Below are 19553 nucleotides of genomic sequence, written 5' to 3'. Positions count from 1 at the left end.
CACGATAAACATAGAGGCGAGTCCAACGTGGCCCAATTCGTTTATACCATGCATCGTGTCGGCAAGGTCGTTCCGCCGAAACGTCATATTCTTAAAAACATCTCACTGAGCTTCTTCCCTGGCGCCAAAATCGGTGTTCTCGGTCTGAACGGTGCGGGTAAATCTACCCTGCTGCGTATCATGGCCGGTATTGATACCGATATCGAAGGTGAAGCTCGCCCACAGCCAGGCATTAAAATCGGTTACCTGCCGCAGGAACCAAAACTAAACCCAGAGCATACCGTTCGTGAATCCGTTGAAGAAGCGGTTGCCGAAGTGGTTAGTGCGCTGAAAGGTCTGGATGAAGTGTACGCCAAGTACGCCGAGCCGGACGCCGACTTCGATAAACTGGCCGCACAACAGGGCAAGTTTGAAGAAATTATCCAGGCGCACGACGGCCATAACCTGAACGTGCAGCTTGAGCGTGCCGCTGACGCCCTGCGTCTGCCGGACTGGGACGCTAAAATTGAGAATCTCTCCGGTGGTGAACGCCGCCGCGTTGCGCTGTGCCGCCTGCTGCTGGAAAAACCAGACATGCTGCTGCTCGACGAACCGACCAACCACCTGGATGCGGAATCCGTCGCGTGGCTGGAACGCTTCCTGCACGACTTCGAAGGCACCGTAGTGGCGATTACCCACGACCGTTACTTCCTCGACAACGTTGCGGGCTGGATCCTGGAGCTGGACCGTGGTGAAGGTATTCCGTGGGAAGGTAACTACTCTTCCTGGCTGGAGCAGAAAGATCAGCGTCTGGCCCAGGAAGCCTCTCAGGAAGCGGCTCGCCGTAAATCTATTGAGAAAGAGCTGGAGTGGGTACGTCAGGGCGCTAAAGGCCGTCAGTCTAAGGGTAAAGCCCGTCTGGCACGCTTTGAAGAGCTAAACAACACCGAATACCAGAAACGTAACGAAACCAACGAACTGTTTATTCCACCTGGAGCACGTCTGGGCGATAAAGTTGTTGAAGTCACCAATCTGCGTAAATCCTACGGCGATCGCGTTCTGATCGACGATCTGAGTTTCTCCGTACCGAAAGGTGCAATTGTCGGCATCATCGGTCCGAACGGCGCGGGTAAATCTACCCTGTTCCGTATGATGTCAGGTCAGGAACAGCCTGACAGCGGCACCATCACGCTGGGTGAAACCGTCAAACTGGCCTCCGTTGACCAGTTCCGTGACGCCATGGACAACAGCAAAACCGTGTGGGAAGAAGTGTCCGGCGGGCTGGATATCATGCGTATCGGCAACACCGAGATGCCAAGCCGTGCCTACGTGGGCCGCTTCAACTTCAAAGGTGTGGATCAGGGCAAACGCGTAGGCGAGCTGTCCGGCGGTGAGCGTGGTCGTCTGCACCTGGCGAAGCTGCTGCAGGTTGGCGGCAACATGCTGCTGCTCGATGAACCAACCAACGACCTGGATATCGAAACCCTGCGCGCGCTGGAAAACGCCCTGCTGGAATTCCCGGGTTGCGCGATGGTTATCTCGCACGACCGTTGGTTCCTTGACCGTATCGCGACCCACATTCTGGATTACCAGGACGAAGGTAAGGTTGAGTTCTTCGAAGGTAACTTTACCGAATACGAAGAGTACAAGAAACGCACGCTGGGCGCGGATGCGCTGGAGCCGAAGCGTATTAAGTACAAGCGTATTTCTAAGTAATTAGCGTTAAGCGCCGGATGGCGGCGTTACGCCTTATCCGGCCTACGAGGTTAGTGCGACTTGTAGGCCGGATATGCACCGCGCCATCCTGTCTATGAGGTTAGTGCGACTTGTAGGCCGGATAAGCGCAGCGCATCCGGCATTAAAACCTACCTCTAAAACCTACCTCTGCTCACCCATCAACTCTTTCACCAGCTCCACGCAGCGCAGGAAGCGGCCGTCGTAGTCAGGCTCCTGAACGTGCACAAAATTGATATTGTTTTCCTGCAGCATCTCGACCAGCAGCGTCTGAAACGCTTTTCTGTCAACCGAGCTACCGAGACTACGCAAGCCATCCGCTACCCACGGGGTATTATTCTCCAGCAGGATCACCAGATCGAAGCGATACTCGTCAATCAGGGCCTGCACAAACGGATGTTCGCGCCCTTCATACTTTTTGCAGAAGGCCTGAGTGGTCACGAAATCGGTGTCGATGAACGCCACTTTATTGGCGTACTTAACAGCAAAATCAATGTATTGCGCTTGTCCCAGGGCGATTTTATCGTAGTCAGAATACTGCAACGCCATCTCATCACCGCCCAAATGGGAGAAAACGTAATCACGCCCATATTCCCACGCACTGGTGGTATTAAAGATGTTGGCGAGCTTGTTCACCAGCGTCGATTTGCCGCTCGACTCCCCACCGAGGATCGCCACGGTGCGCACGAAAAACGGCTTCACTTCGGTCGGAATATACTCCCAGTAGCGAAACGGGTTTTCACGGATTTGCCCACCGCTGATGCTCATAAACGTTCGCTTGGGATCCACCAGCACGGTTTCAATCCCCAGATGTTCCAGATACTGTGGGGCATCTGATTCTTCAGAGGTGTAGATCCAGTTTGGCTGGATCCCTTTCTTCTGCATAAACGTTTTGATCCCGTTGCTCCACACGTCCCAGCCGTGCGGATACGGCTCCATGCCTTCTTCGTTGAAGGCATGAATACGGATATTTTTCTGATACTTAAAGGTTTGCAGCAGCCAGCGTAAACGATCGGGCACCGTAGGCTGTTGCGACATGGCACTGTCTTCAAACAGGCTCCGATCGCGCGTGTCGTCATAGCCCATGATGATATGCAGTTCATCGACCTGGCTACAGGCGCGCTGGATAAGATAGATATGCCCGGTGTGCAGCGGATAAAACTTGCCGAATACCACACCGATATTTTTCTGCTGGCGCGGAAACTCCAGCCCGAGAAAACGGTGCAACGCCTCCAGCTTCTGCGCGCTGGGGCTTTTGATTTTGGCATTCAGCAGTTGGCTTAGGTATCCCTTGGTCATGCCACTGGCATCCGCCACCTGTTGCAGGGTACAGCCCTTTTGCTTTATGGCGGTTTTCAGATATTCAAATGACACAAGAGCCTCCTGCTGGAAAAATCGCGTAACACTGCCTGATGGCGCTTCGCTTATCAGGCCTACAAAATCAGTACGTACGGGTATTTGATTATAGGTCGTCAAACACGCTTAACGCATCCGCAAGCTTCTTAACGCCAAAGACCTGCATCCCTTCCGGTACTTTTTTCGGTACGTTAGCGGCAGGGACAATCGCCCGGCGAAAGCCGTGCTTCGCCGCTTCCGAAATACGCTCCTGGCCGCTGGGTACCGGACGGATTTCGCCCGCCAGCCCCACTTCGCCAAAGACCACTAAATCCTGCGGCAGCGGCCTGTCGCGCAGACTGGAAACCATTGCCAGCAGCAACGCCAGGTCGGCGCTGGTTTCGGTGACTTTTACGCCGCCGACTACGTTAACGAACACGTCCTGATCCGCCATCTGCAAGCCACCGTGACGATGCAGCACCGCCAGCAGAATCGCCAGACGGTTCTGTTCCAGACCGACCGCCACGCGACGCGGGTTCGCCATCATCGAATGATCGACCAGCGCCTGAATCTCTACCAGCAGCGGGCGCGTGCCTTCCCAGACCACCATCACCGAACTGCCGGAGGTGACCTCATCGCCACGGCTTAAGAAGATAGCGGAAGGGTTGCTGACTTCACGCAGGCCCTGTTCGGTCATGGCAAAGACGCCCAGCTCATTCACCGCACCAAAGCGGTTTTTATGGCTACGCAGAGTACGGAAACGGGAATCGGCGTCACCGTCGAGCAGTACCGAACAGTCAATACAGTGCTCCAGCACCTTCGGCCCGGCCAGCGAGCCATCTTTGGTGACGTGGCCGACCATGACAATCGCCACGCCGCGCGTTTTGGCAAAGCGCGTCAGGTAAGCCGCCGTTTCGCGCACCTGCGCCACGCTGCCCGGCGAAGACTGAATATCCGCCATGTGCATTACCTGAATGGAGTCGATCACCATCAGTTTCGGCTGTTCTTCTTCGGCAATCAGGCAAATTTGTTCAATACTGGTTTCCGACAGCATGTTCAGATTCGCCGTCGGCAAGCCAAGCCGGTGCGCGCGCATCGCCACCTGTTGTAGCGACTCTTCGCCAGTAACGTACAGGGTTTTCATCTGCTCAGCGAGTTTACACAGCGTTTGTAGCAGCAGCGTTGATTTCCCCGCGCCGGGATTACCGCCAATCAGGATAGCGCTGCCGGGTACCACCCCGCCACCCAGCACGCGGTCAAACTCTTTAAATCCAGTGGAAAAACGCGGCAGTTCTTCAAGGCTGATGTCAGACAGCTTCTGCACTTTTGCCACGCCCGCATTCCCGGCATAGCCACTGAGCCGCTCGTTACGCGCCACCGTTGGCGATGCGGCAAGGCGCACCTCGGTAATGGTATTCCAGGCCTGACAGGCGCTGCATTGCCCCTGCCAGCGCGGGTAATCGGCCCCGCATTCATTACAAACAAAGGCGCGTTTAGGAGCTTTTGCCACGTTTTACCTCTTTCGTTAACGCTTTTGCCGGATGGCGTGGGTGCTTATCCGGCCTACGGACAGCTTGCCACCGGGCAATTTAATCATTTCTGATTCATGCTGCCGGAGAGAATGCAGAACACGCCCATCAGGTCAGCGTGGCGGATAGTAATCTCCGTCTTTTCATTCACTTTCGGTTTAGCATGATACGCAATACCCAGCCCGGCCGTTTTGATCATCGGCAGGTCGTTGGCACCGTCGCCGATCGCCACCGTCTGCGCCATCGGGATCTCATATTCTTGCGCCAGGCGGGTCAGGGTATTGGCTTTGTACTGGGCATCGACGATATCGCCGATCACGTTGCCGGTAAATTTACCGTCCATGATCTCCAGCTCGTTTGCTACCACCGCCGTCAGACGCAGTTTATTACGCAGGTAATCGGCAAAGAAGGTAAAACCGCCAGAGGCAATAGCCACTTTCCAGCCGAGCGTTTCCAGTTTTAACACCAGTTGAGTCAGGCCGGGCATCAGCGGTAGCGTTTCGCGCACCTGGTGCAGAATATTGGCATCAGCGCCCTTCAGCGTCGCCACGCGGCTACGCAGGCTGGCGGTAAAGTCCAGTTCGCCACGCATCGCGCGTTCCGTGACTTCCGCAACCATCTCACCGGTTCCAGCCAGTTTAGCAATTTCATCAATGCATTCGATCTGGATTGCCGTTGAGTCCATGTCCATCACCAGCAAACCCGGCGTGCGCAGATGCGGAATTTTGCCTAACGGGGCAACATCCAGTTTGGCATCATGCGCCAGTTTTGCCGCGCGCGGCGTTAACGAACCAGCCAGGCGAATCACCTGATAATCCTCAACGCACCAGGCAGCAACAATCACCATCGCTGCACCCAGTTTGCTCTGGTATTGCGTTAAACGTTGTTTATCCAGACCACGACCGTACAGCAGCCAGCCACTGCGGCCCGCGTGGTAGTCCAGCGGCATGACTTCATCGCCACTTAAAGAGAGAGGCAGACCTGGCCACAGAGAAACATCTTCAGGTAGATCGCACCAGGTTATGTTAGGCATTAAAGCTCCTGTAAAATCGTTCGGGTCGGAATCATCAGGGGAAAATAACGCATGAGGCTACCCTGTAACCAGCGCTTCTGGCAACATTAAGTCTCAAATTTTCAGCAGGTGGAATATGGCTCGCGCAAAACTGAAATTCCGACTTCATCGTGCAGTGATTGTATTGTTCTGTCTTGCGCTGCTCGTCGCCCTGATGCAGGGCGCATCCTGGTTTAGTCAAAGTCACCAGCAGCAGCGTAATCCGCAGCTCGAAGAGCTGGCCCGTACGCTGGCCCGCCAGGTGGCGCTAAATGTTGCTCCGCTAATGCGTACCGAAACGCCGGATGAAAAACGCATCAAAGCGGTACTCACACAGCTGACGGAAAGTAGCCGTATTCTGGACGCTGGCGTGTACGATGAACAGGGAGACCTGATTACGCGTACCGGCGAGAGCGTCAACGTTCGTGACCGACTGGCGCTCGACGGCAAAAAAGCCGGAGGTTATTTTAACCAGCAGATTGTCGAACCCATTCAGGGGAAAAATGGTCCGCTGGGCTATTTGCGCCTGACGCTGGATACCCACACCCTCGCCACCGAGGCGAAGCAGGTAGATAACACCACCAATATCTTACGCCTGATGCTGCTGCTGGCGCTGGCGATTGGCGTCGTGCTCACCCGTACATTATTGCAAGGCAAGCGTACCCGCTGGCAGCAATCCCCTTTCCTGCTGACCGCCAACAAACCGGTGCAGGAAGAAGACAACGAGAAAAAAGAGTAAAAGCAGTAAAAACTGTAAAACAGAAGGGAAATCAACCATGACTACACTACGCCTGCTTATCTCAGACTCTTACGATCCGTGGTTTAATCTCGCGGTCGAAGAGTGCATTTTTCGCCAGATGCCCGCCACGCAGCGCGTCCTGTTCTTGTGGCGTAACGCCGATACGGTGGTGATTGGCCGGGCGCAAAACCCGTGGAAAGAGTGTAATACCCGCCGTATGGAGGAAGACAACGTGCGGCTCGCCCGCCGTAGCAGCGGCGGCGGCGCGGTGTTCCATGACTTAGGCAATACCTGCTTTACCTTTATGGCCGGTAAACCGGAGTACGACAAAACCATTTCCACCACGATTGTCCTCAACGCATTGAATTCTCTGGGTGTGACGGCGGACGCCTCCGGGCGTAACGATCTGGTTGTGAAAACGCCAGACGGCGATCGCAAAGTTTCAGGCTCTGCTTACCGGGAAACGAAAGATCGCGGATTCCACCACGGCACGCTGCTTCTAAATGCCGATCTCAGCCGCCTGGCAAACTATCTCAATCCCGACAAAAAGAAACTCGCAGCAAAGGGGATTACCTCTGTCCGCTCACGGGTGGCGAATTTAACGGAGCTGTTGCCGGGCATTACCCATCAACAGGTCTGTCAGGCCATCACGGAAGCCTTTTTTACCCACTACGGCGAACGTGTCGAAGCGGAAATTATCTCGCCGGATAAAACGCCGGATCTGCCGAACTTTGCCGACACCTTTGCCCGCCAGAGCAGTTGGGAGTGGAATTTTGGTCAGGCACCTGCATTCTCGCACCTGCTTGACGAGCGTTTCACCTGGGGCGGCGTCGAGCTACATTTCGACGTCGAAAAAGGTCATATCACCCGTGCACAGGTCTTTACCGACAGCCTCAATCCCGCGCCGTTAGAAGCGCTGGCGGGTCGTCTGCAAGGATGCTTGTACCGTGCTGATATGCTGCAACAGGAGTGCGAGGCGCTGCTGGTTGATTTCCCGGAGCAGGAAAAAGAACTGCGGGAACTGTCGGCATGGATTGCACTCGCCGTACGTTAATAAAAAAAAGCCGGATGGCGGCTACGCCTTATCCGGCCTACGATCGCGAGGCCCGGTAAGCGCAGCGCCACCGGGCATAACACTGTCTTACTCTTTATCGCCCAGCAGAACGGATTCCAGCGCGATTTTGATCATGTCGTTGAAGGTCGTCTGACGCTCAGCGGCAGTGGTCTGCTCGTGGGTACGGATATGGTCGGACACGGTGCAGATAGTCAGCGCTTTCGCACCAAACTCAGCAGCAACGCCATAGATGCCCGCCGCTTCCATTTCCACGCCCAGTACGCCGTATTTTTCCATCACGTCGAACATTTCGCCGTCCGGAGAGTAGAACAGGTCAGCGGAGAACAGGTTGCCTACGCGCGCGTCAACGCCCAGCGCTTTTGCCGCATCAACCGCGTTACGCACCATGTCAAAGTCAGCGATAGCCGCAAAGTCATGATCTTTAAAGCGGATACGGTTAACTTTGGAGTCGGTGCAAGCGCCCATACCGATAACCACGTCACGCAGTTTAACGTCCATACGCACAGCGCCGCAGGAGCCTACGCGAATGATTTTCTTCACGCCGAAATCGGTGATCAGCTCTTTGGTGTAGATGGAGCAGGACGGGATACCCATACCGTGACCCATAACGGAGATCTTACGGCCTTTGTAAGTACCGGTAAAACCTAACATGCCGCGAACGTTGTTCACTTCACGAACATCTTCGAGGAAAGTTTCAGCAATATGCTTTGCACGCAGCGGGTCGCCCGGCATCAATACGACGTCAGCGAAATCACCCATTTCTGCATTAATATGTGGAGTTGCCATTTTTTGTCCTTATTTCGTTGTTATTGCCTGATGGCGGCTACGCCCTATCAGGCCTACAAAACGTATGCAAAACAGTGAAATACCTTAAGGATTTCGCGTTGTAGGAAGGCGACGAATTCGTGAATCCCCGGGAGCATAGATTCACTATGTGACCGGGGGGAGCGAATGAAGTCAACGCATCTACAGCGCGAAAGACAACGGGTATTACAGCATGTTTTTACCGTAGTCCATCGGTGACGTACCAAAGTAGCTCGCCAGCGTCTGACCGATATCAGCGAAGGTTTCACGGTGACCTAACGAACCAGGTTTCACTTTCGGGCCGTAAACCAGTACCGGGATGTGTTCACGGGTGTGGTCAGTGCCGGTCCAGCTTGGGTCGCAGCCGTGGTCAGCGGTCAGGATCAGAATGTCATCTTCACCCACCAGCTCCATCAGCTCAGGCAGACGGCGGTCGAACAGTTCCAGGCCCGCTGCATAACCGGCGATATCGCGACGATGTCCCCAGGAAGAGTCGAAATCAACGAAGTTGGTGAAGACGATGGTCTTATCACCTGCTTCTTTCATCTCTTTGATGGTGGCGTCGAACAGCGCATCCAGACCGGTGGCTTTCACTTTTTTGGTGATGCCGCAGTTAGCGTAGATATCCGCGATTTTGCCGACGGAAACCACGTGACCGTCTTTTTCGTCGACCAGTTTCTGCAGCACGGTCGGTGCTGGCGGCTCAACGGCCAGGTCGTGACGGTTACCGGTACGCTGGAAGTTACCGGCTTTATCACCGATAAACGGACGTGCGATAACACGACCGATGTTGTAACCACCTTCGGTCAGCTCTTCACGTGCGATTTCGCACAGCTCGTAAAGTTTATCCAGGCCAAACGTCTCTTCGTGGCAGGCAATCTGGAACACGGAGTCAGCGGAGGTATAGAAAATCGGCTTGCCGGTTTTCATATGCTCTTCACCCAGTTGATCCAGGATCACGGTACCGGAAGAGTGGCAGTTGCCGAGGTAGCCTGGCAGGTTGGCACGTTTTACCAGTTTATCCAGCAGTTCCTGCGGGAAGCTGTTTTCATGATCGGAGAAATAACCCCAATCAAACAGAACCGGGACACCCGCGATTTCCCAGTGGCCAGACGGCGTGTCTTTCCCGGAAGAAAGTTCATGCGCCCATGCGTAGGCACCAATCACTTCCGCGTTACCGTCCATACCAGCAGCAATTTTACCGGTAGAACCTTCGTGAGCTTTCACCAGGCCCAGACGGGTCAGGTTAGGCAGATTCAGTGGACCTTTGCGACCATTGTCAGCTTCACCTTTCGCACAGGCTTCTGCAATGTGTCCCATAGTGTCTGAACCTACGTCGCCAAAGCGATCCGCATCTTCAGTCGCACCAATACCAAAGGAGTCCAGCACCATAATAAATGCACGTTTCATCTTGTTCTCCATACATCTGCGCCGCAAAAAAGCGATCAGATCAGTATACAGTTATTCGGTAATACGACGATAGACTGTCGGTGTAATTTCTGGCGCTTTATCGTCAAGGCTAATTGCCGCTTTGACCGCTTTCGCCGCTTCCTGCCAGCTGGCTTCGTCTTTCGCGTGGATCACCGCCAGCGGGCGTTGTCCGTCTACGCTGTCGCCCAGACGCGCCATATCGCTAAAGCCAACGCTGTAATCAATGGTGTCCGAAGCCTGACGACGACCGCCACCCATGGAAACGACCGCCATCCCCAGCGCGCGGGTATCCATCGCGCTGACAAAGCCTTCGGTATCAGCATATACCGCTTTGCTGAGCATTGCCGTCGGCAGGTACTTCGCATAATTTTCGACGAAATCGGTCGGGCCTTTTTGCGCCGCAACCATGCGACCAAAAATCTCTGCCGCTTTACCGTTGTCCAGCACCGCCTGCAATTTCGCACGGGCTTCGGCGTCATCTTTCGCCAGATTGCCGGAGATCAGCATTTCCACGCACAGCGCCATGGTGACGTCTAACAGACGTGGATTACGGTATTCACCGGTCAGGAACTGCACCGCTTCGCGGACTTCGACCGCGTTACCTGCGCTGGAGGCCAGCACCTGGTTCATATCGGTTAACAGCGCGGTGGTACGGACACCCGCACCGTTTGCCACGCCGACAATCGCCTCAGCAAGGGCTTCAGAAAGCTCGTAGGTCGGCATAAAGGCGCCGCTGCCCACTTTCACATCCATCACTAGCGCATCCAGCCCTTCCGCCAGTTTTTTCGCCAGAATGGAACCGGTAATCAGCGGGATGGAATCCACCGTCGCGGTAATATCGCGGGTGGCATAAAAACGTTTATCCGCCGGTGCGAGCGAGCTGGTTTGCCCAATAATCGCCACACCCACGTCTTTAATAATTTCACGGAAGCGCGCGTCGTCCGGGAAGATGTCAAATCCAGGAATCGCTTCCAGTTTATCGAGTGTACCGCCGGTATGCCCCAGGCCACGCCCGGAGATCATCGGAATATAGCCGCCGCACGCTGCGACCATCGGGCCTAACATCAGTGACGTTACGTCACCTACACCGCCGGTAGAGTGTTTATCCACAATCGGGCCGTTCAGCTGCAGGCTTTTCCAGTCCAGCACGGTTCCTGAATCACGCATTGCCATGGTCAGCGAAACTCGCTCAGGCATTGTCATATCGTGGAAGAAAATGGTCATCGCCAGGGCGGCGATTTGCCCTTCAGAGATGGTGTTGTCGCGAATACCATTGATAAAGAAACGAATTTCTTCATCGCTCAGCGCATGACCATCACGTTTTTTACGAATAATTTCTTGTGCGAGAAACACGGTAACCCCCAGGGGAAAAGAGTAGAAGGCCGTTGTAGGCCGGGTAAGCAACGCGCCACCCGGCAGTCGTCTTAATGCCGGATGGCGGCTACGCCTTATCCGGCCTACGTCGCTACAGCTCCGGCAATATAAGGCTTAGTAGCTGCTTGCGCTCTTGCCGTCGCCGTGACCCAGCGCTTTCAGCAGACTCGCCAGCAGGCTGGATGCGCCAAAACGGTAGTGACGAGAATCAGCCCAGTCAGCGCCAAACAGTTCATCGGCAATCGCCAGGAACTGCTGTGCATCTTCTGCAGTGCGTACGCCACCAGCCGGTTTGAAACCTACAGTTTTAGAAACACCCATGTCGCGGATCACTTCCATCATGATGCGTGCGCTTTCCGGCGTCGCATTGACCGGCACTTTACCGGTAGAAGTTTTGATGAAATCAGCACCGGCTTTGATGGAGATTTCAGACGCTTTGCGAATCAGTGCTTCTTCTTTCAGCTCACCGGTTTCGATGATGACTTTCAGCAGCACGTTTGCTGCCGCACACGCGTCTTTGCAGGCTTTAACCAGATCGAAACCAATCTGTTCGTTACCGGCGATCAGCGCACGGTACGGGAACACCACGTCAACTTCATCTGCGCCGTAAGCAATCGCCGCGCGGGTTTCAGCCAGCGCAATCTCGATGTCGTCGTTGCCATGCGGGAAGTTGGTTACGGTTGCAATGCGGATGTCCGGCGTGCCCTGCTCTTTCAGGGTCTTACGCGCAATAGGGATGAAACGCGGATAGATACAGATTGCGGCAGTGTTGCCAACCGGGGTCTTCGCCTGATGACACAGCGCGATCACTTTTTCATTGGTGTCGTCGTCATTCAGGGTGGTCAGGTCCATCAGTTTCAGTGCACGCAGGCTGCTTGCTGTTAAATCGGTCATAACATTCTCCAACGGCATCGCCGTATAAAATTTCACCTTGCGAGTTTGTTAGTATTCTAACATCCGCTCGCTATTACACTTCGATATACATCACAGTTAATGAAAACCACATACAGATTTGCATTACTCTAATGAGATCTACTTCAAATAAATCACCTTTTCTAAAGGGATGCGGTGGCATCAGGCGCATCCGGATCAAAGGTTGCGGCGGCGTTGCTTTCTACAATGGCGTTACACCTTCGGGATAAAAAGGAATCAACGATGCCCACCTCAAGCGAACTCGCGCTGCAACAGCGTTGCCAACAAATCGTGACCAGCCCAGTGCTCAGCCCTGAGCAGAAACGCCACTTTCTGGCACTGGAAGCTGAAAACGCGCTGCCTTACCCGCAACTGCCTGCACAGGCACGTCAGGCGCTGGATGATGGGGTAATCTGCGATATGTACGAAGGTCATGCCCCGTTCAAACCACGCTATGTTTTACCCGATTACGCGCGTTTTCTGGCCAATGGCTCATCGTGGCTGGAGCTGGAAGGCGCCAGGGATCTTGATGACGCGTTATCCTTACTCACTATTCTTTACCACCATGTTCCGTCAGTGACGTCGATGCCGGTTTATCTCGGCCAGCTTGATGCCCTGCTGCAACCGTATGTTAGAATTCTAACACAAGACGAGATCGATATTCGAATAAAACGTTTCTGGCGTTATCTCGACAGAACCCTGCCAGACGCGTTTATGCATGCCAATATCGGCCCCGCCGATACACCAGTTACCCGTGCAATTTTACGCGCAGACGCAGAGTTAAAGCAGGTTTCACCTAATCTAACATTCATTTATGATCCGCAAATCACACCTGACGATCTGCTGCTCAACGTGGCGCAAAATATCTGCGAGTGCAGTAAGCCGCATATTTCCAACGGCCCTGAAAATGATAAAATTTTCACAAAAGGTCAGTATGGCGTCGTCAGTTGTTACAACTCTTTGCCGCTCGCCGGGGGTGGAAGCACGCTGGTCAGGCTTAATCTGAAAGCCATCGCAGAGCGCAGCACCTCTGTCGATGACTTCTTTACGCGCACCCTACCGCACTACTGCCAGCAGCAAATCGCCATCATTGATTCACGATGTGAATTCCTCTATGAGAAATCACATTTCTTTGAGAATAGCTTCCTCGTGCAGGAAGGGTTGATTGATCCCGAACGTTTTGTGCCTATGTTCGGGATGTACGGCCTGGCGGAGGCGGTGAACCTGCTGTGCGATAAGGCGGGACAGAATGCGCGCTATGGGAAAGATGAGTTCGCCAATCAGCTCGGCTATCGCATCAGCACCCAACTGGCGGAATTTGTCGAAAACACCCCGGTGAAATATGGCTGGAAGCAGCGCGCGATGCTGCATGCACAGTCGGGGATCAGTTCTGACATCGGCACCACGCCAGGTGCACGCCTGCCTTACGGCGATGAGCCGGACCCGATCACCCATCTGCAAACCGTCGCACCACATCACGCGTTTTATCACGCCGGGATCAGTGACATTCTCACGCTGGATGAAACCATCAAGCGTAATCCTCAGGCGCTGGTGCAGTTGTGCCTCGGGGCGTTTAAAGCCGGAATGCGCGAGTTTACCGCCAACGTGAGCGGCAACGATCTGGTTCGCGTTACGGGTTACATGGTGCGCCTGTCGGATCTGGAAAAGTATCGCGCCGAAGGGTCACGAACCAACACCACCTGGCTTGGCGAAGAAGCCGCGCGCAATACGCGCATTCTGGAACGACAACCTCGCGTGATTAGCCATGAACAGCAGATGCGCTTTAGTCAGTAGGCTGATTCCTTTCTCCTGCGTCGACGGGCCGGGCAGTCGCCTGGCTCTGTTTCTGCAAGGATGTAATCTGCGCTGTAAAAATTGCCACAATCCGTGGACGATGGGACGCTGCAACGACTGCGGGGAGTGTGTGCTTCATTGCCCGCATGAGGCGCTGAACCTGAGCGCGGGGAAAGTGTGGTGGCAGTCCGATATGTGTCAGCAGTGTGACACCTGCCTGCATATGTGCCCCCAGCAGGCCACGCCTATGGCGCAGAGTATGAGCGTTGATGAAGTGCTGCAACATATTCGTAAAGCGTCACTGTTTATCGAAGGGATAACCGTTAGTGGCGGTGAAGCGACTACTCAACTCCCCTTTATTGTGGCGCTATTTACCGCGATAAAAACCGATCCGCAGTTGCAACACCTGACCTGCATGGTCGACAGCAACGGCATGCTGAGCGAAACCGGCTGGCAGAAGCTGCTGCCGGTGTGCGACGGCGTAATGCTGGATTTAAAAGCCTGGGACAGCACGTGTCATCGGCAGCTTACCGGCCGCGATAACACGCTGATTAAAAAAAGTATTACCTTTTTGTCCGGGCAGAGAAAACTGGCGGAACTGCGCCTGCTGGTTATTCCTGGTCAGGTGGATTATCTACAGCATATTGATGCGCTGGCGGCGTTTATCATACGCACCGGTGACGTACCTGTGCGGCTGAATGCCTTCCATGCGCACGGGGTGTATGGCGAAGCGAAGGACTGGCCGAGCGCCACGCCGGAGGATGTGGAACAGCTGGCGCAAAGATTGCGCGAACGCGGGGTGGATAATTTGATTTTCCCGGCGCTGTACCTGTGATTGCCGGATGCGACGACATCATCTGTAGGCCGGAAAAAACACAGCTGCCATCCGACGAAGTTATGCCTGATGCGCTTCGCTTATCAGGCCTACGGAGCGCACACATTTGTCGGCCGGATACGCCATCCAATCACACATTAAACAACGCCGTGGTATTACGATACAGCGCGTCAGCGATCACGTCCGCAGGTTCCGGGCGCAGATCGCATAAGACGTCGAAGACTCTGACTACCTGCTCCGGCCGGTTAGGCTGCCCCTGAAAGCCATTGAGCGGCATATCCGGCGCGTCGGTTTCCAGCAACAGCGATTCCAGCGGTAATTGCGCCATTACCTCGCGGGTTTTACTGGCGCGCGGATAGGTAATGGTGCCTCCCACGCCAATTTTGTATCCCAGTTGCACAAAGCGCTCTGCCTGCTGCACGCTCCCGGAAAAACCATGCACAACACCAGTTCGCGGCAAAGCATGACGTTTCAGGTGCATCGCCAGCTTGTCATGGGTGCGCCGCGAATGCAGGATCACCGGCAATTCGTACCGCTTCGCCAGCTTTAGTTGCGCTTCCAGCACCCACTCTTGCTTATCGAATTGCGGATCGTCCCGATACAGATCCAATCCAATCTCGCCTAGCGCCACCAGTTTTCGTGGGCGCTTATCCAGCTCCTGTTGCAACTGGTCCAGGCAGTCATCGCTATGTTGTTCAATAACAATGGGATGCAGACCAAGCGCGGCAAACAATGGAGGATAATTTTCCGCTAACGCCAGTACGCGGGGAAAATTCGCCGCCTGTGTGGCCGGAACGATAATGCTCTGTACACCAACCTCCACCGCGCGCTGAATGCTGGCAGATTCATCGCCGGTAAACGGCGGGAAATCAAAGTGACAATGCGTATCGATAAAACGATAACTCACGCCAAATCCTCATTATCAAACGTCGTGTCGTTCGCCTGAGGCACATTGGTCACCACTGGCACATGGGCATCGTTGGCCACCGGCGCGGGAGGAACTACCACCGGCCCCGGCACCACCATCTTCGGCGTCTGACGAGGCAGTGGCGCATTTTTCGCCAACAGTTTGCCGACTGTCGCCAGAAAGTAACGACCGCACAGGCGTCCGGTTTTGTAATCTTCCCGCAGTGCCGGAATACGGCTGCCCAACGCCATGCTATGGAGTGGTTTTGGCGGATAGATCTCAAAAATACGCAGCTTGCCCGGCGGCTTCTCAATAAAACTCTGGATAGCACGATAGCTGGTCTCATGATGCTGCACCAGATTCAGAAACGGTTGCAGGCTACTTTCACCCAACCAGCGCTCCATACGTTTGAACCACTGCGGGGTGTAGTACATTTGCGAAGGCACAGTGCGAATCACTACCAACGTTTTTGCCCCCTGCTTCGCTGCCTCCTGCACAGGTATGGCATCACTAACTCCTCCATCCAGATAGTTCACGCCGTCCAATACAACCCCTGTGCGGTAGAACCCGGGAATCGCGCTGGAGGCTCGAATGAGGTCGAGCCAGTTTTGCCGGTTCGGCGAAAAATAGCCGGGCGTGTAATCATCGCCCCGACAGGCGCACATATAAAATGCTTTCCCTGCGGCAAACAGGCGCTCGGCGTTGTCCATCGCCAGCGGCATATGCGTTGCAGTCGAATCCACCAGCCAGTCGAGATCGATCAGATTTCCCCCACGCACAAAACGCACCGGGTCAAAAAATTCGCGTCGGGTGGTGTAACGCATAATAACTTTGCGGCCGTAACCGGGCTGGTTACAGAGATAGGCTGAAAGGTTTTGCGCGCCAGCCGACGTCCCATAGTAGAGATCAAAGGGATTGAACTGCGCGCGCATGAACTCATCCAGTACGCCGGCGGTGAAGATGCCTCTTTGTCCCCCGCCCTCGCACACCAGCGCCACACTGCCTGGTTGAAATGGACGTAACGATAACGGCGCAATATTACCGAGCGTGACGGGTATTCTCTGCCCCACCTCTGCCTTCCTGTTGTTTTTGTAATAGAGCAACAAAGTAACGCAAATTGCCTGACGCTAAAACCGTAAAAGCCAGTCCAATGGACTGGCTTAGTAGCAATTTTTCTTTACGGTTTACGTACTAGGGTCGTTTACGCCCGGTAAACAGGCTGACCAGGAACAAAATGATCCCCACCACAAACACAATTTTCGCTGCGCCGGCTGCAGTACCCGCCAGTCCACCAAAACCGAGTGCGGCGGCAATTAACGCGATAACCAGAAATATGATGCCCCATCGAAACATATGCTTCTCCTTTACCATAGTTAATTTCACCGCTTGATATGAGCGCTCAGGCTGCCCATCGGCGATATTTTCAGTGTGGTGCACAACACGCCTCCCGACAAACGTCAGGAGGACGAATTAAGTCTAATTACTGAGTTTTGAGATCGTTTTTGACGCTTTTCACGCCATCAATCGCTTTGGCGATGCTCTCAGCACGATCGCTTTGAGCCTGTGAATCGACGGTGCCTGAAAGTTGCACAACGCCATCGGTGGTCTCAACTTTCACCTTGCGGGAAGGGACGATATCATCGGCCAGCAGCTTGGCTTTTACCTCACTGGTGATTGCCGTATCGCCCGCATAGCCTTTAACGGAGGTTTCTTTACTATCACGCACATGCAGTTTGTCGCTAACGGAGGTCACGCCCTCAACGCCTTTCGCCACTTTCACCGCTTCTTCGGCCTGTGCCTGGCTTTCAACAAACCCGCTTAGTGTCACCACCTTTTGATCTGTTTTGACGGAAATATCGGTGCTCTTAATGCTTTCGTGGTCCACCAGCGCGGCTTTTACTTTCGCGGTGATGGTGCTGTCATCCATGAAATTACCGACTTTGTTCATAGAGCTATCGACTTTCTGCCCCGCACTTTCGACGCCGGATTGCGCTTTATCCATCGTAGCGTTTTCTGCATAAGCAGAACCCGTTGCAACAGCGGAGGTCAGCATCACGGCCAGCAGCGTTTTAGAAATCTTAAGTCCTGTCATTGTCATCGATGTATTCCTGTATGTTTTGCTAAAAGCTATGCTCTGCCGTTACACGGCCTGAACCAGCAACTAATCTTGTAAGTGGAATAAATATCAGCAATAGACGCTGCAACAGACAGCCTAAAAAGCATTAAACGCCGATATTTATGTCATCACATTGTTAAATATAGTTCACGATTTCGTGATCGCAGTCAGAATTGATTAAAAAACAGGCAAACAAAAGAAAAACGCGAGGTTTTAAGAACATTCCGCAAGGGATTTAAAAGACAGGAAAAGTTGCAGGACACGGCGGATACCGTGCCCTGGAAGGTCGATTAGTGTTCGCGTGTTTTACGGAACTGAACGTCCGGGTAACGTTCCTGGGTGAGATTCAGGTTAACCATGGTTGGTGCGATATAGGTGAGGTTATCGCCGCCATCAAGAGCTAGCTGAATTTCGTTCTTACGCTTAAATTCTTCGAATTTCTTCACGTCAGAACATTCTACCCAGCGCGCAGTCGCTACGTTGACAGATTCATAAATCGCTTCAACGTTGTACTCGCTCTTCAGACGTGAAACCACCACGTCAAACTGCAGCACACCCACCGCGCCCACGATCAGATCGTTATTGGCGATCGGACGGAATACCTGTACTGCGCCCTCTTCTGACAGCTGAACCAGCCCTTTCAGCAGCTGTTTCTGCTTCAATGGATCCTTCAGGCGAATACGGCGGAACAGCTCCGGTGCGAAGTTCGGAATACCGGTGAACTTCATCATTTCGCCCTGGGTAAAGGTATCGCCGATCTGGATAGTGCCGTGGTTATGCAGACCGAGAATATCGCCCGGATACGCTTCTTCCACATGAGAACGGTCACCGGCCATAAAGGTGAGTGCGTCGGAGATAACCACGTCTTTACCAATGCGCACCTGGCGCATTTTCATGCCTTTCTCATACTTGCCGGATACCACACGCATGAACGCCACGCGGTCACGGTGTTTCGGGTCCATGTTGGCCTGAATTTTAAACACGAAACCGGTGAACTTCTCTTCTGAGGCTTCGACGACGCGGGTGTCGGTTTTACGCGGCATCGGCGCAGGCGCCCACTCCACCAGGCCGTCCAGCATATGGTCAACGCCGAAGTTACCCAGCGCGGTACCGAAGAAGACCGGGGTGATTTCGCCCGCGAGGAACAGCTCATGGTCGAACTCGTTGGACGCGCCCTGCACCAGCTCCAGCTCGTCACGCAGCTGCTGCGCCAGGTCTTCACCCACGGCAGCATCAAGTTCCGGGTTGTTCAGACCTTTAACAACACGCACTTCCTGAATGGTGTGGCCTTTACCGGTCTGATACAGGTAAGTTTCATCTTTATAAAGGTGATAGACACCTTTGAACAACTTACCACAGCCAATCGGCCAGGTGATTGGCGCACAGCCGATTTTCAGTTCGTTCTCGACTTCATCCAGCAGCTCCATCGGATCGCGGATGTCACGGTCGAGTTTGTTCATAAAGGTCAGGATCGGCGTATCGCGCAGACGGGTAACTTCCATCAGCTTACGGGTACGATCCTCGACGCCTTTTGCGGCATCGATAACCATCAGGCAGCAGTCCACCGCCGTCAGAGTACGATAGGTATCTTCGGAGAAGTCTTCGTGCCCCGGGGTGTCCAGCAGGTTCACCAGGCAGTCATGATACGGAAACTGCATCACAGAGGTGGTAATGGAGATACCACGCTGCTTTTCCATTTCCATCCAGTCAGATTTTGCATGCTGGCTGGAGCCACGGCCTTTTACCGTACCGGCGGTCTGAATGGCCTGTCCGAATAACAGTACCTTTTCAGTAATTGTCGTTTTACCGGCATCCGGGTGAGAAATAATGGCAAAAGTGCGGCGTTTGGCCACCTCTTGCAAATAAGGAGACAACGTCATAGTCAAATCTTCTTAGGTAAGCACGGCAACGGGCCGGGCAAGTTGAATACGAAAAATT

17 protein-coding genes are annotated in these 19553 nt (G+C 54.0%); 5 read left to right on the top strand and 12 right to left on the bottom strand.

Translation table 11 applies throughout. From position 1 onward, the window contains the following. Positions 1-27: 27 nt before the first annotated feature. On the top strand, positions 28-1695 hold the full coding sequence (gene ettA, locus OGX92_RS10395) for an energy-dependent translational throttle protein EttA (RefSeq protein WP_003829940.1): 1668 nt from the start codon (positions 28-30) through the stop codon (positions 1693-1695). 162 nt (positions 1696-1857) lie between these two features. On the opposite strand, the gene nadR is transcribed toward ettA, so the two are convergent. From nadR to serB, 3 genes are all read right to left on the bottom strand, one after another. Continuing rightward, positions 1858-3087: a multifunctional transcriptional regulator/nicotinamide-nucleotide adenylyltransferase/ribosylnicotinamide kinase NadR gene (nadR, locus tag OGX92_RS10390; protein WP_482889789.1), complete on the bottom strand. Its 1230-nt coding sequence runs from the start codon at positions 3085-3087 to the stop codon at positions 1858-1860. Positions 3088-3175: 88 nt separating this feature from the next. Next, positions 3176-4558 (bottom strand): DNA repair protein RadA, encoded by a 1383-nt coding sequence (gene radA, locus OGX92_RS10385; protein WP_003829944.1) that lies wholly within the window; start codon positions 4556-4558, stop codon positions 3176-3178. Between the two features lie 83 nt (positions 4559-4641). Continuing rightward, complete coding sequence (serB, locus tag OGX92_RS10380) at positions 4642-5610, bottom strand: phosphoserine phosphatase (protein WP_286586516.1); 969 nt, start codon at positions 5608-5610, stop codon at positions 4642-4644. A gap of 115 nt (positions 5611-5725) precedes the next feature. Here serB and OGX92_RS10375 point away from each other — a divergent pair, with 115 nt between their 5' ends. Beyond that, positions 5726-6367: a YtjB family periplasmic protein gene (locus OGX92_RS10375; protein ID WP_003829948.1), complete on the top strand. Its 642-nt coding sequence runs from the start codon at positions 5726-5728 to the stop codon at positions 6365-6367. A 37-nt stretch (positions 6368-6404) separates the two neighbouring features. After that, complete coding sequence (gene lplA, locus OGX92_RS10370; RefSeq protein ID WP_286586515.1) at positions 6405-7421, top strand: lipoate--protein ligase; 1017 nt, start codon at positions 6405-6407, stop codon at positions 7419-7421. Between the two features lie 87 nt (positions 7422-7508). Here the strand turns inward: lplA and deoD are convergent, their stop codons facing one another. From deoD to deoC, 4 genes are all read right to left on the bottom strand, one after another. Then, on the bottom strand, positions 7509-8228 hold the full coding sequence (gene deoD, locus OGX92_RS10365) for a purine-nucleoside phosphorylase (RefSeq protein ID WP_000224864.1): 720 nt from the start codon (positions 8226-8228) through the stop codon (positions 7509-7511). A 204-nt stretch (positions 8229-8432) separates the two neighbouring features. Continuing rightward, positions 8433-9656: a phosphopentomutase gene (deoB, locus tag OGX92_RS10360; RefSeq protein WP_003019037.1), complete on the bottom strand. Its 1224-nt coding sequence runs from the start codon at positions 9654-9656 to the stop codon at positions 8433-8435. 51 nt (positions 9657-9707) lie between these two features. Beyond that, positions 9708-11030, bottom strand: a complete 1323-nt coding sequence (deoA, locus tag OGX92_RS10355; protein ID WP_016151609.1) for a thymidine phosphorylase — start codon at positions 11028-11030, stop codon at positions 9708-9710. 135 nt (positions 11031-11165) lie between these two features. Next, positions 11166-11945 (bottom strand): deoxyribose-phosphate aldolase, encoded by a 780-nt coding sequence (gene deoC / locus OGX92_RS10350; protein WP_003019042.1) that lies wholly within the window; start codon positions 11943-11945, stop codon positions 11166-11168. A gap of 261 nt (positions 11946-12206) precedes the next feature. Between deoC and OGX92_RS10345 the strand changes: the two genes are divergently transcribed. Both OGX92_RS10345 and OGX92_RS10340 read left to right on the top strand, forming a co-directional pair. After that, the gene (locus OGX92_RS10345) at positions 12207-13757 is read left to right on the top strand and encodes a YjjI family glycine radical enzyme (RefSeq protein ID WP_003829973.1); all 1551 of its coding nucleotides are present in this window, start codon (positions 12207-12209) and stop codon (positions 13755-13757) included. Then, a complete protein-coding gene (locus tag OGX92_RS10340) occupies positions 13729-14592 on the top strand; it encodes a YjjW family glycine radical enzyme activase (protein ID WP_257662277.1) in 864 nt (287 codons plus the stop codon). The genes OGX92_RS10345 and OGX92_RS10340 overlap by 29 nt, the downstream gene beginning before the upstream one ends. Before the next feature lie 130 nt (positions 14593-14722). Here the strand turns inward: OGX92_RS10340 and OGX92_RS10335 are convergent, their stop codons facing one another. From OGX92_RS10335 to prfC, 5 genes are all read right to left on the bottom strand, one after another. Next, positions 14723-15499 carry a metal-dependent hydrolase gene (locus tag OGX92_RS10335; RefSeq protein ID WP_003829976.1) on the bottom strand — a complete coding sequence of 259 codons (777 nt, stop codon included), beginning with the start codon at positions 15497-15499 and terminating at the stop codon, positions 14723-14725. Continuing rightward, positions 15496-16569: a patatin-like phospholipase family protein gene (locus OGX92_RS10330; RefSeq protein ID WP_126956944.1), complete on the bottom strand. Its 1074-nt coding sequence runs from the start codon at positions 16567-16569 to the stop codon at positions 15496-15498. Before OGX92_RS10330 ends, OGX92_RS10335 begins: the two co-directional genes overlap by 4 nt. 121 nt (positions 16570-16690) lie before the next feature. Further along, positions 16691-16852: a DUF1328 domain-containing protein gene (locus OGX92_RS10325; protein ID WP_003019081.1), complete on the bottom strand. Its 162-nt coding sequence runs from the start codon at positions 16850-16852 to the stop codon at positions 16691-16693. A gap of 127 nt (positions 16853-16979) precedes the next feature. Next, positions 16980-17597 (bottom strand): molecular chaperone OsmY, encoded by a 618-nt coding sequence (osmY, locus tag OGX92_RS10320; RefSeq protein WP_003829980.1) that lies wholly within the window; start codon positions 17595-17597, stop codon positions 16980-16982. A gap of 308 nt (positions 17598-17905) precedes the next feature. Next, a complete protein-coding gene (prfC, locus tag OGX92_RS10315) occupies positions 17906-19495 on the bottom strand; it encodes a peptide chain release factor 3 (protein ID WP_003829982.1) in 1590 nt (529 codons plus the stop codon). Positions 19496-19553 lie beyond the last annotated feature (58 nt).

Origin of the sequence: Citrobacter sp. Cpo089 (genome assembly GCF_030332695.1) — a bacterium.
GTDB lineage: Bacteria > Pseudomonadota > Gammaproteobacteria > Enterobacterales > Enterobacteriaceae > Citrobacter > Citrobacter portucalensis.
The sequence above is the reverse complement of the archived record's forward strand: the minus strand, read 5'-3'. Positions and strand labels throughout refer to the sequence as shown.

What these genes read in the sequence shown, in the direction of transcription:
- serB (WP_286586516.1), bottom strand. Translation starts at nt 5,610, where the DNA reads ATGCCTAACATAACCTGGTGCGATCTACCTGAAGATGTTTCTCTGTGG.
- OGX92_RS10375 (WP_003829948.1), top strand. Translation starts at nt 5,726, where the DNA reads ATGGCTCGCGCAAAACTGAAATTCCGACTTCATCGTGCAGTGATTGTA.
- lplA (WP_286586515.1), top strand. Translation starts at nt 6,405, where the DNA reads ATGACTACACTACGCCTGCTTATCTCAGACTCTTACGATCCGTGGTTT.
- deoD (WP_000224864.1), bottom strand. Translation starts at nt 8,228, where the DNA reads ATGGCAACTCCACATATTAATGCAGAAATGGGTGATTTCGCTGACGTC.
- deoB (WP_003019037.1), bottom strand. Translation starts at nt 9,656, where the DNA reads ATGAAACGTGCATTTATTATGGTGCTGGACTCCTTTGGTATTGGTGCG.
- deoC (WP_003019042.1), bottom strand. Translation starts at nt 11,945, where the DNA reads ATGACCGATTTAACAGCAAGCAGCCTGCGTGCACTGAAACTGATGGAC.
- OGX92_RS10345 (WP_003829973.1), top strand. Translation starts at nt 12,207, where the DNA reads ATGCCCACCTCAAGCGAACTCGCGCTGCAACAGCGTTGCCAACAAATC.
- OGX92_RS10340 (WP_257662277.1), top strand. Translation starts at nt 13,729, where the DNA reads ATGAACAGCAGATGCGCTTTAGTCAGTAGGCTGATTCCTTTCTCCTGC.
- OGX92_RS10325 (WP_003019081.1), bottom strand. Translation starts at nt 16,852, where the DNA reads ATGTTTCGATGGGGCATCATATTTCTGGTTATCGCGTTAATTGCCGCC.
- osmY (WP_003829980.1), bottom strand. Translation starts at nt 17,597, where the DNA reads ATGACAATGACAGGACTTAAGATTTCTAAAACGCTGCTGGCCGTGATG.
- prfC (WP_003829982.1), bottom strand. Translation starts at nt 19,495, where the DNA reads ATGACGTTGTCTCCTTATTTGCAAGAGGTGGCCAAACGCCGCACTTTT.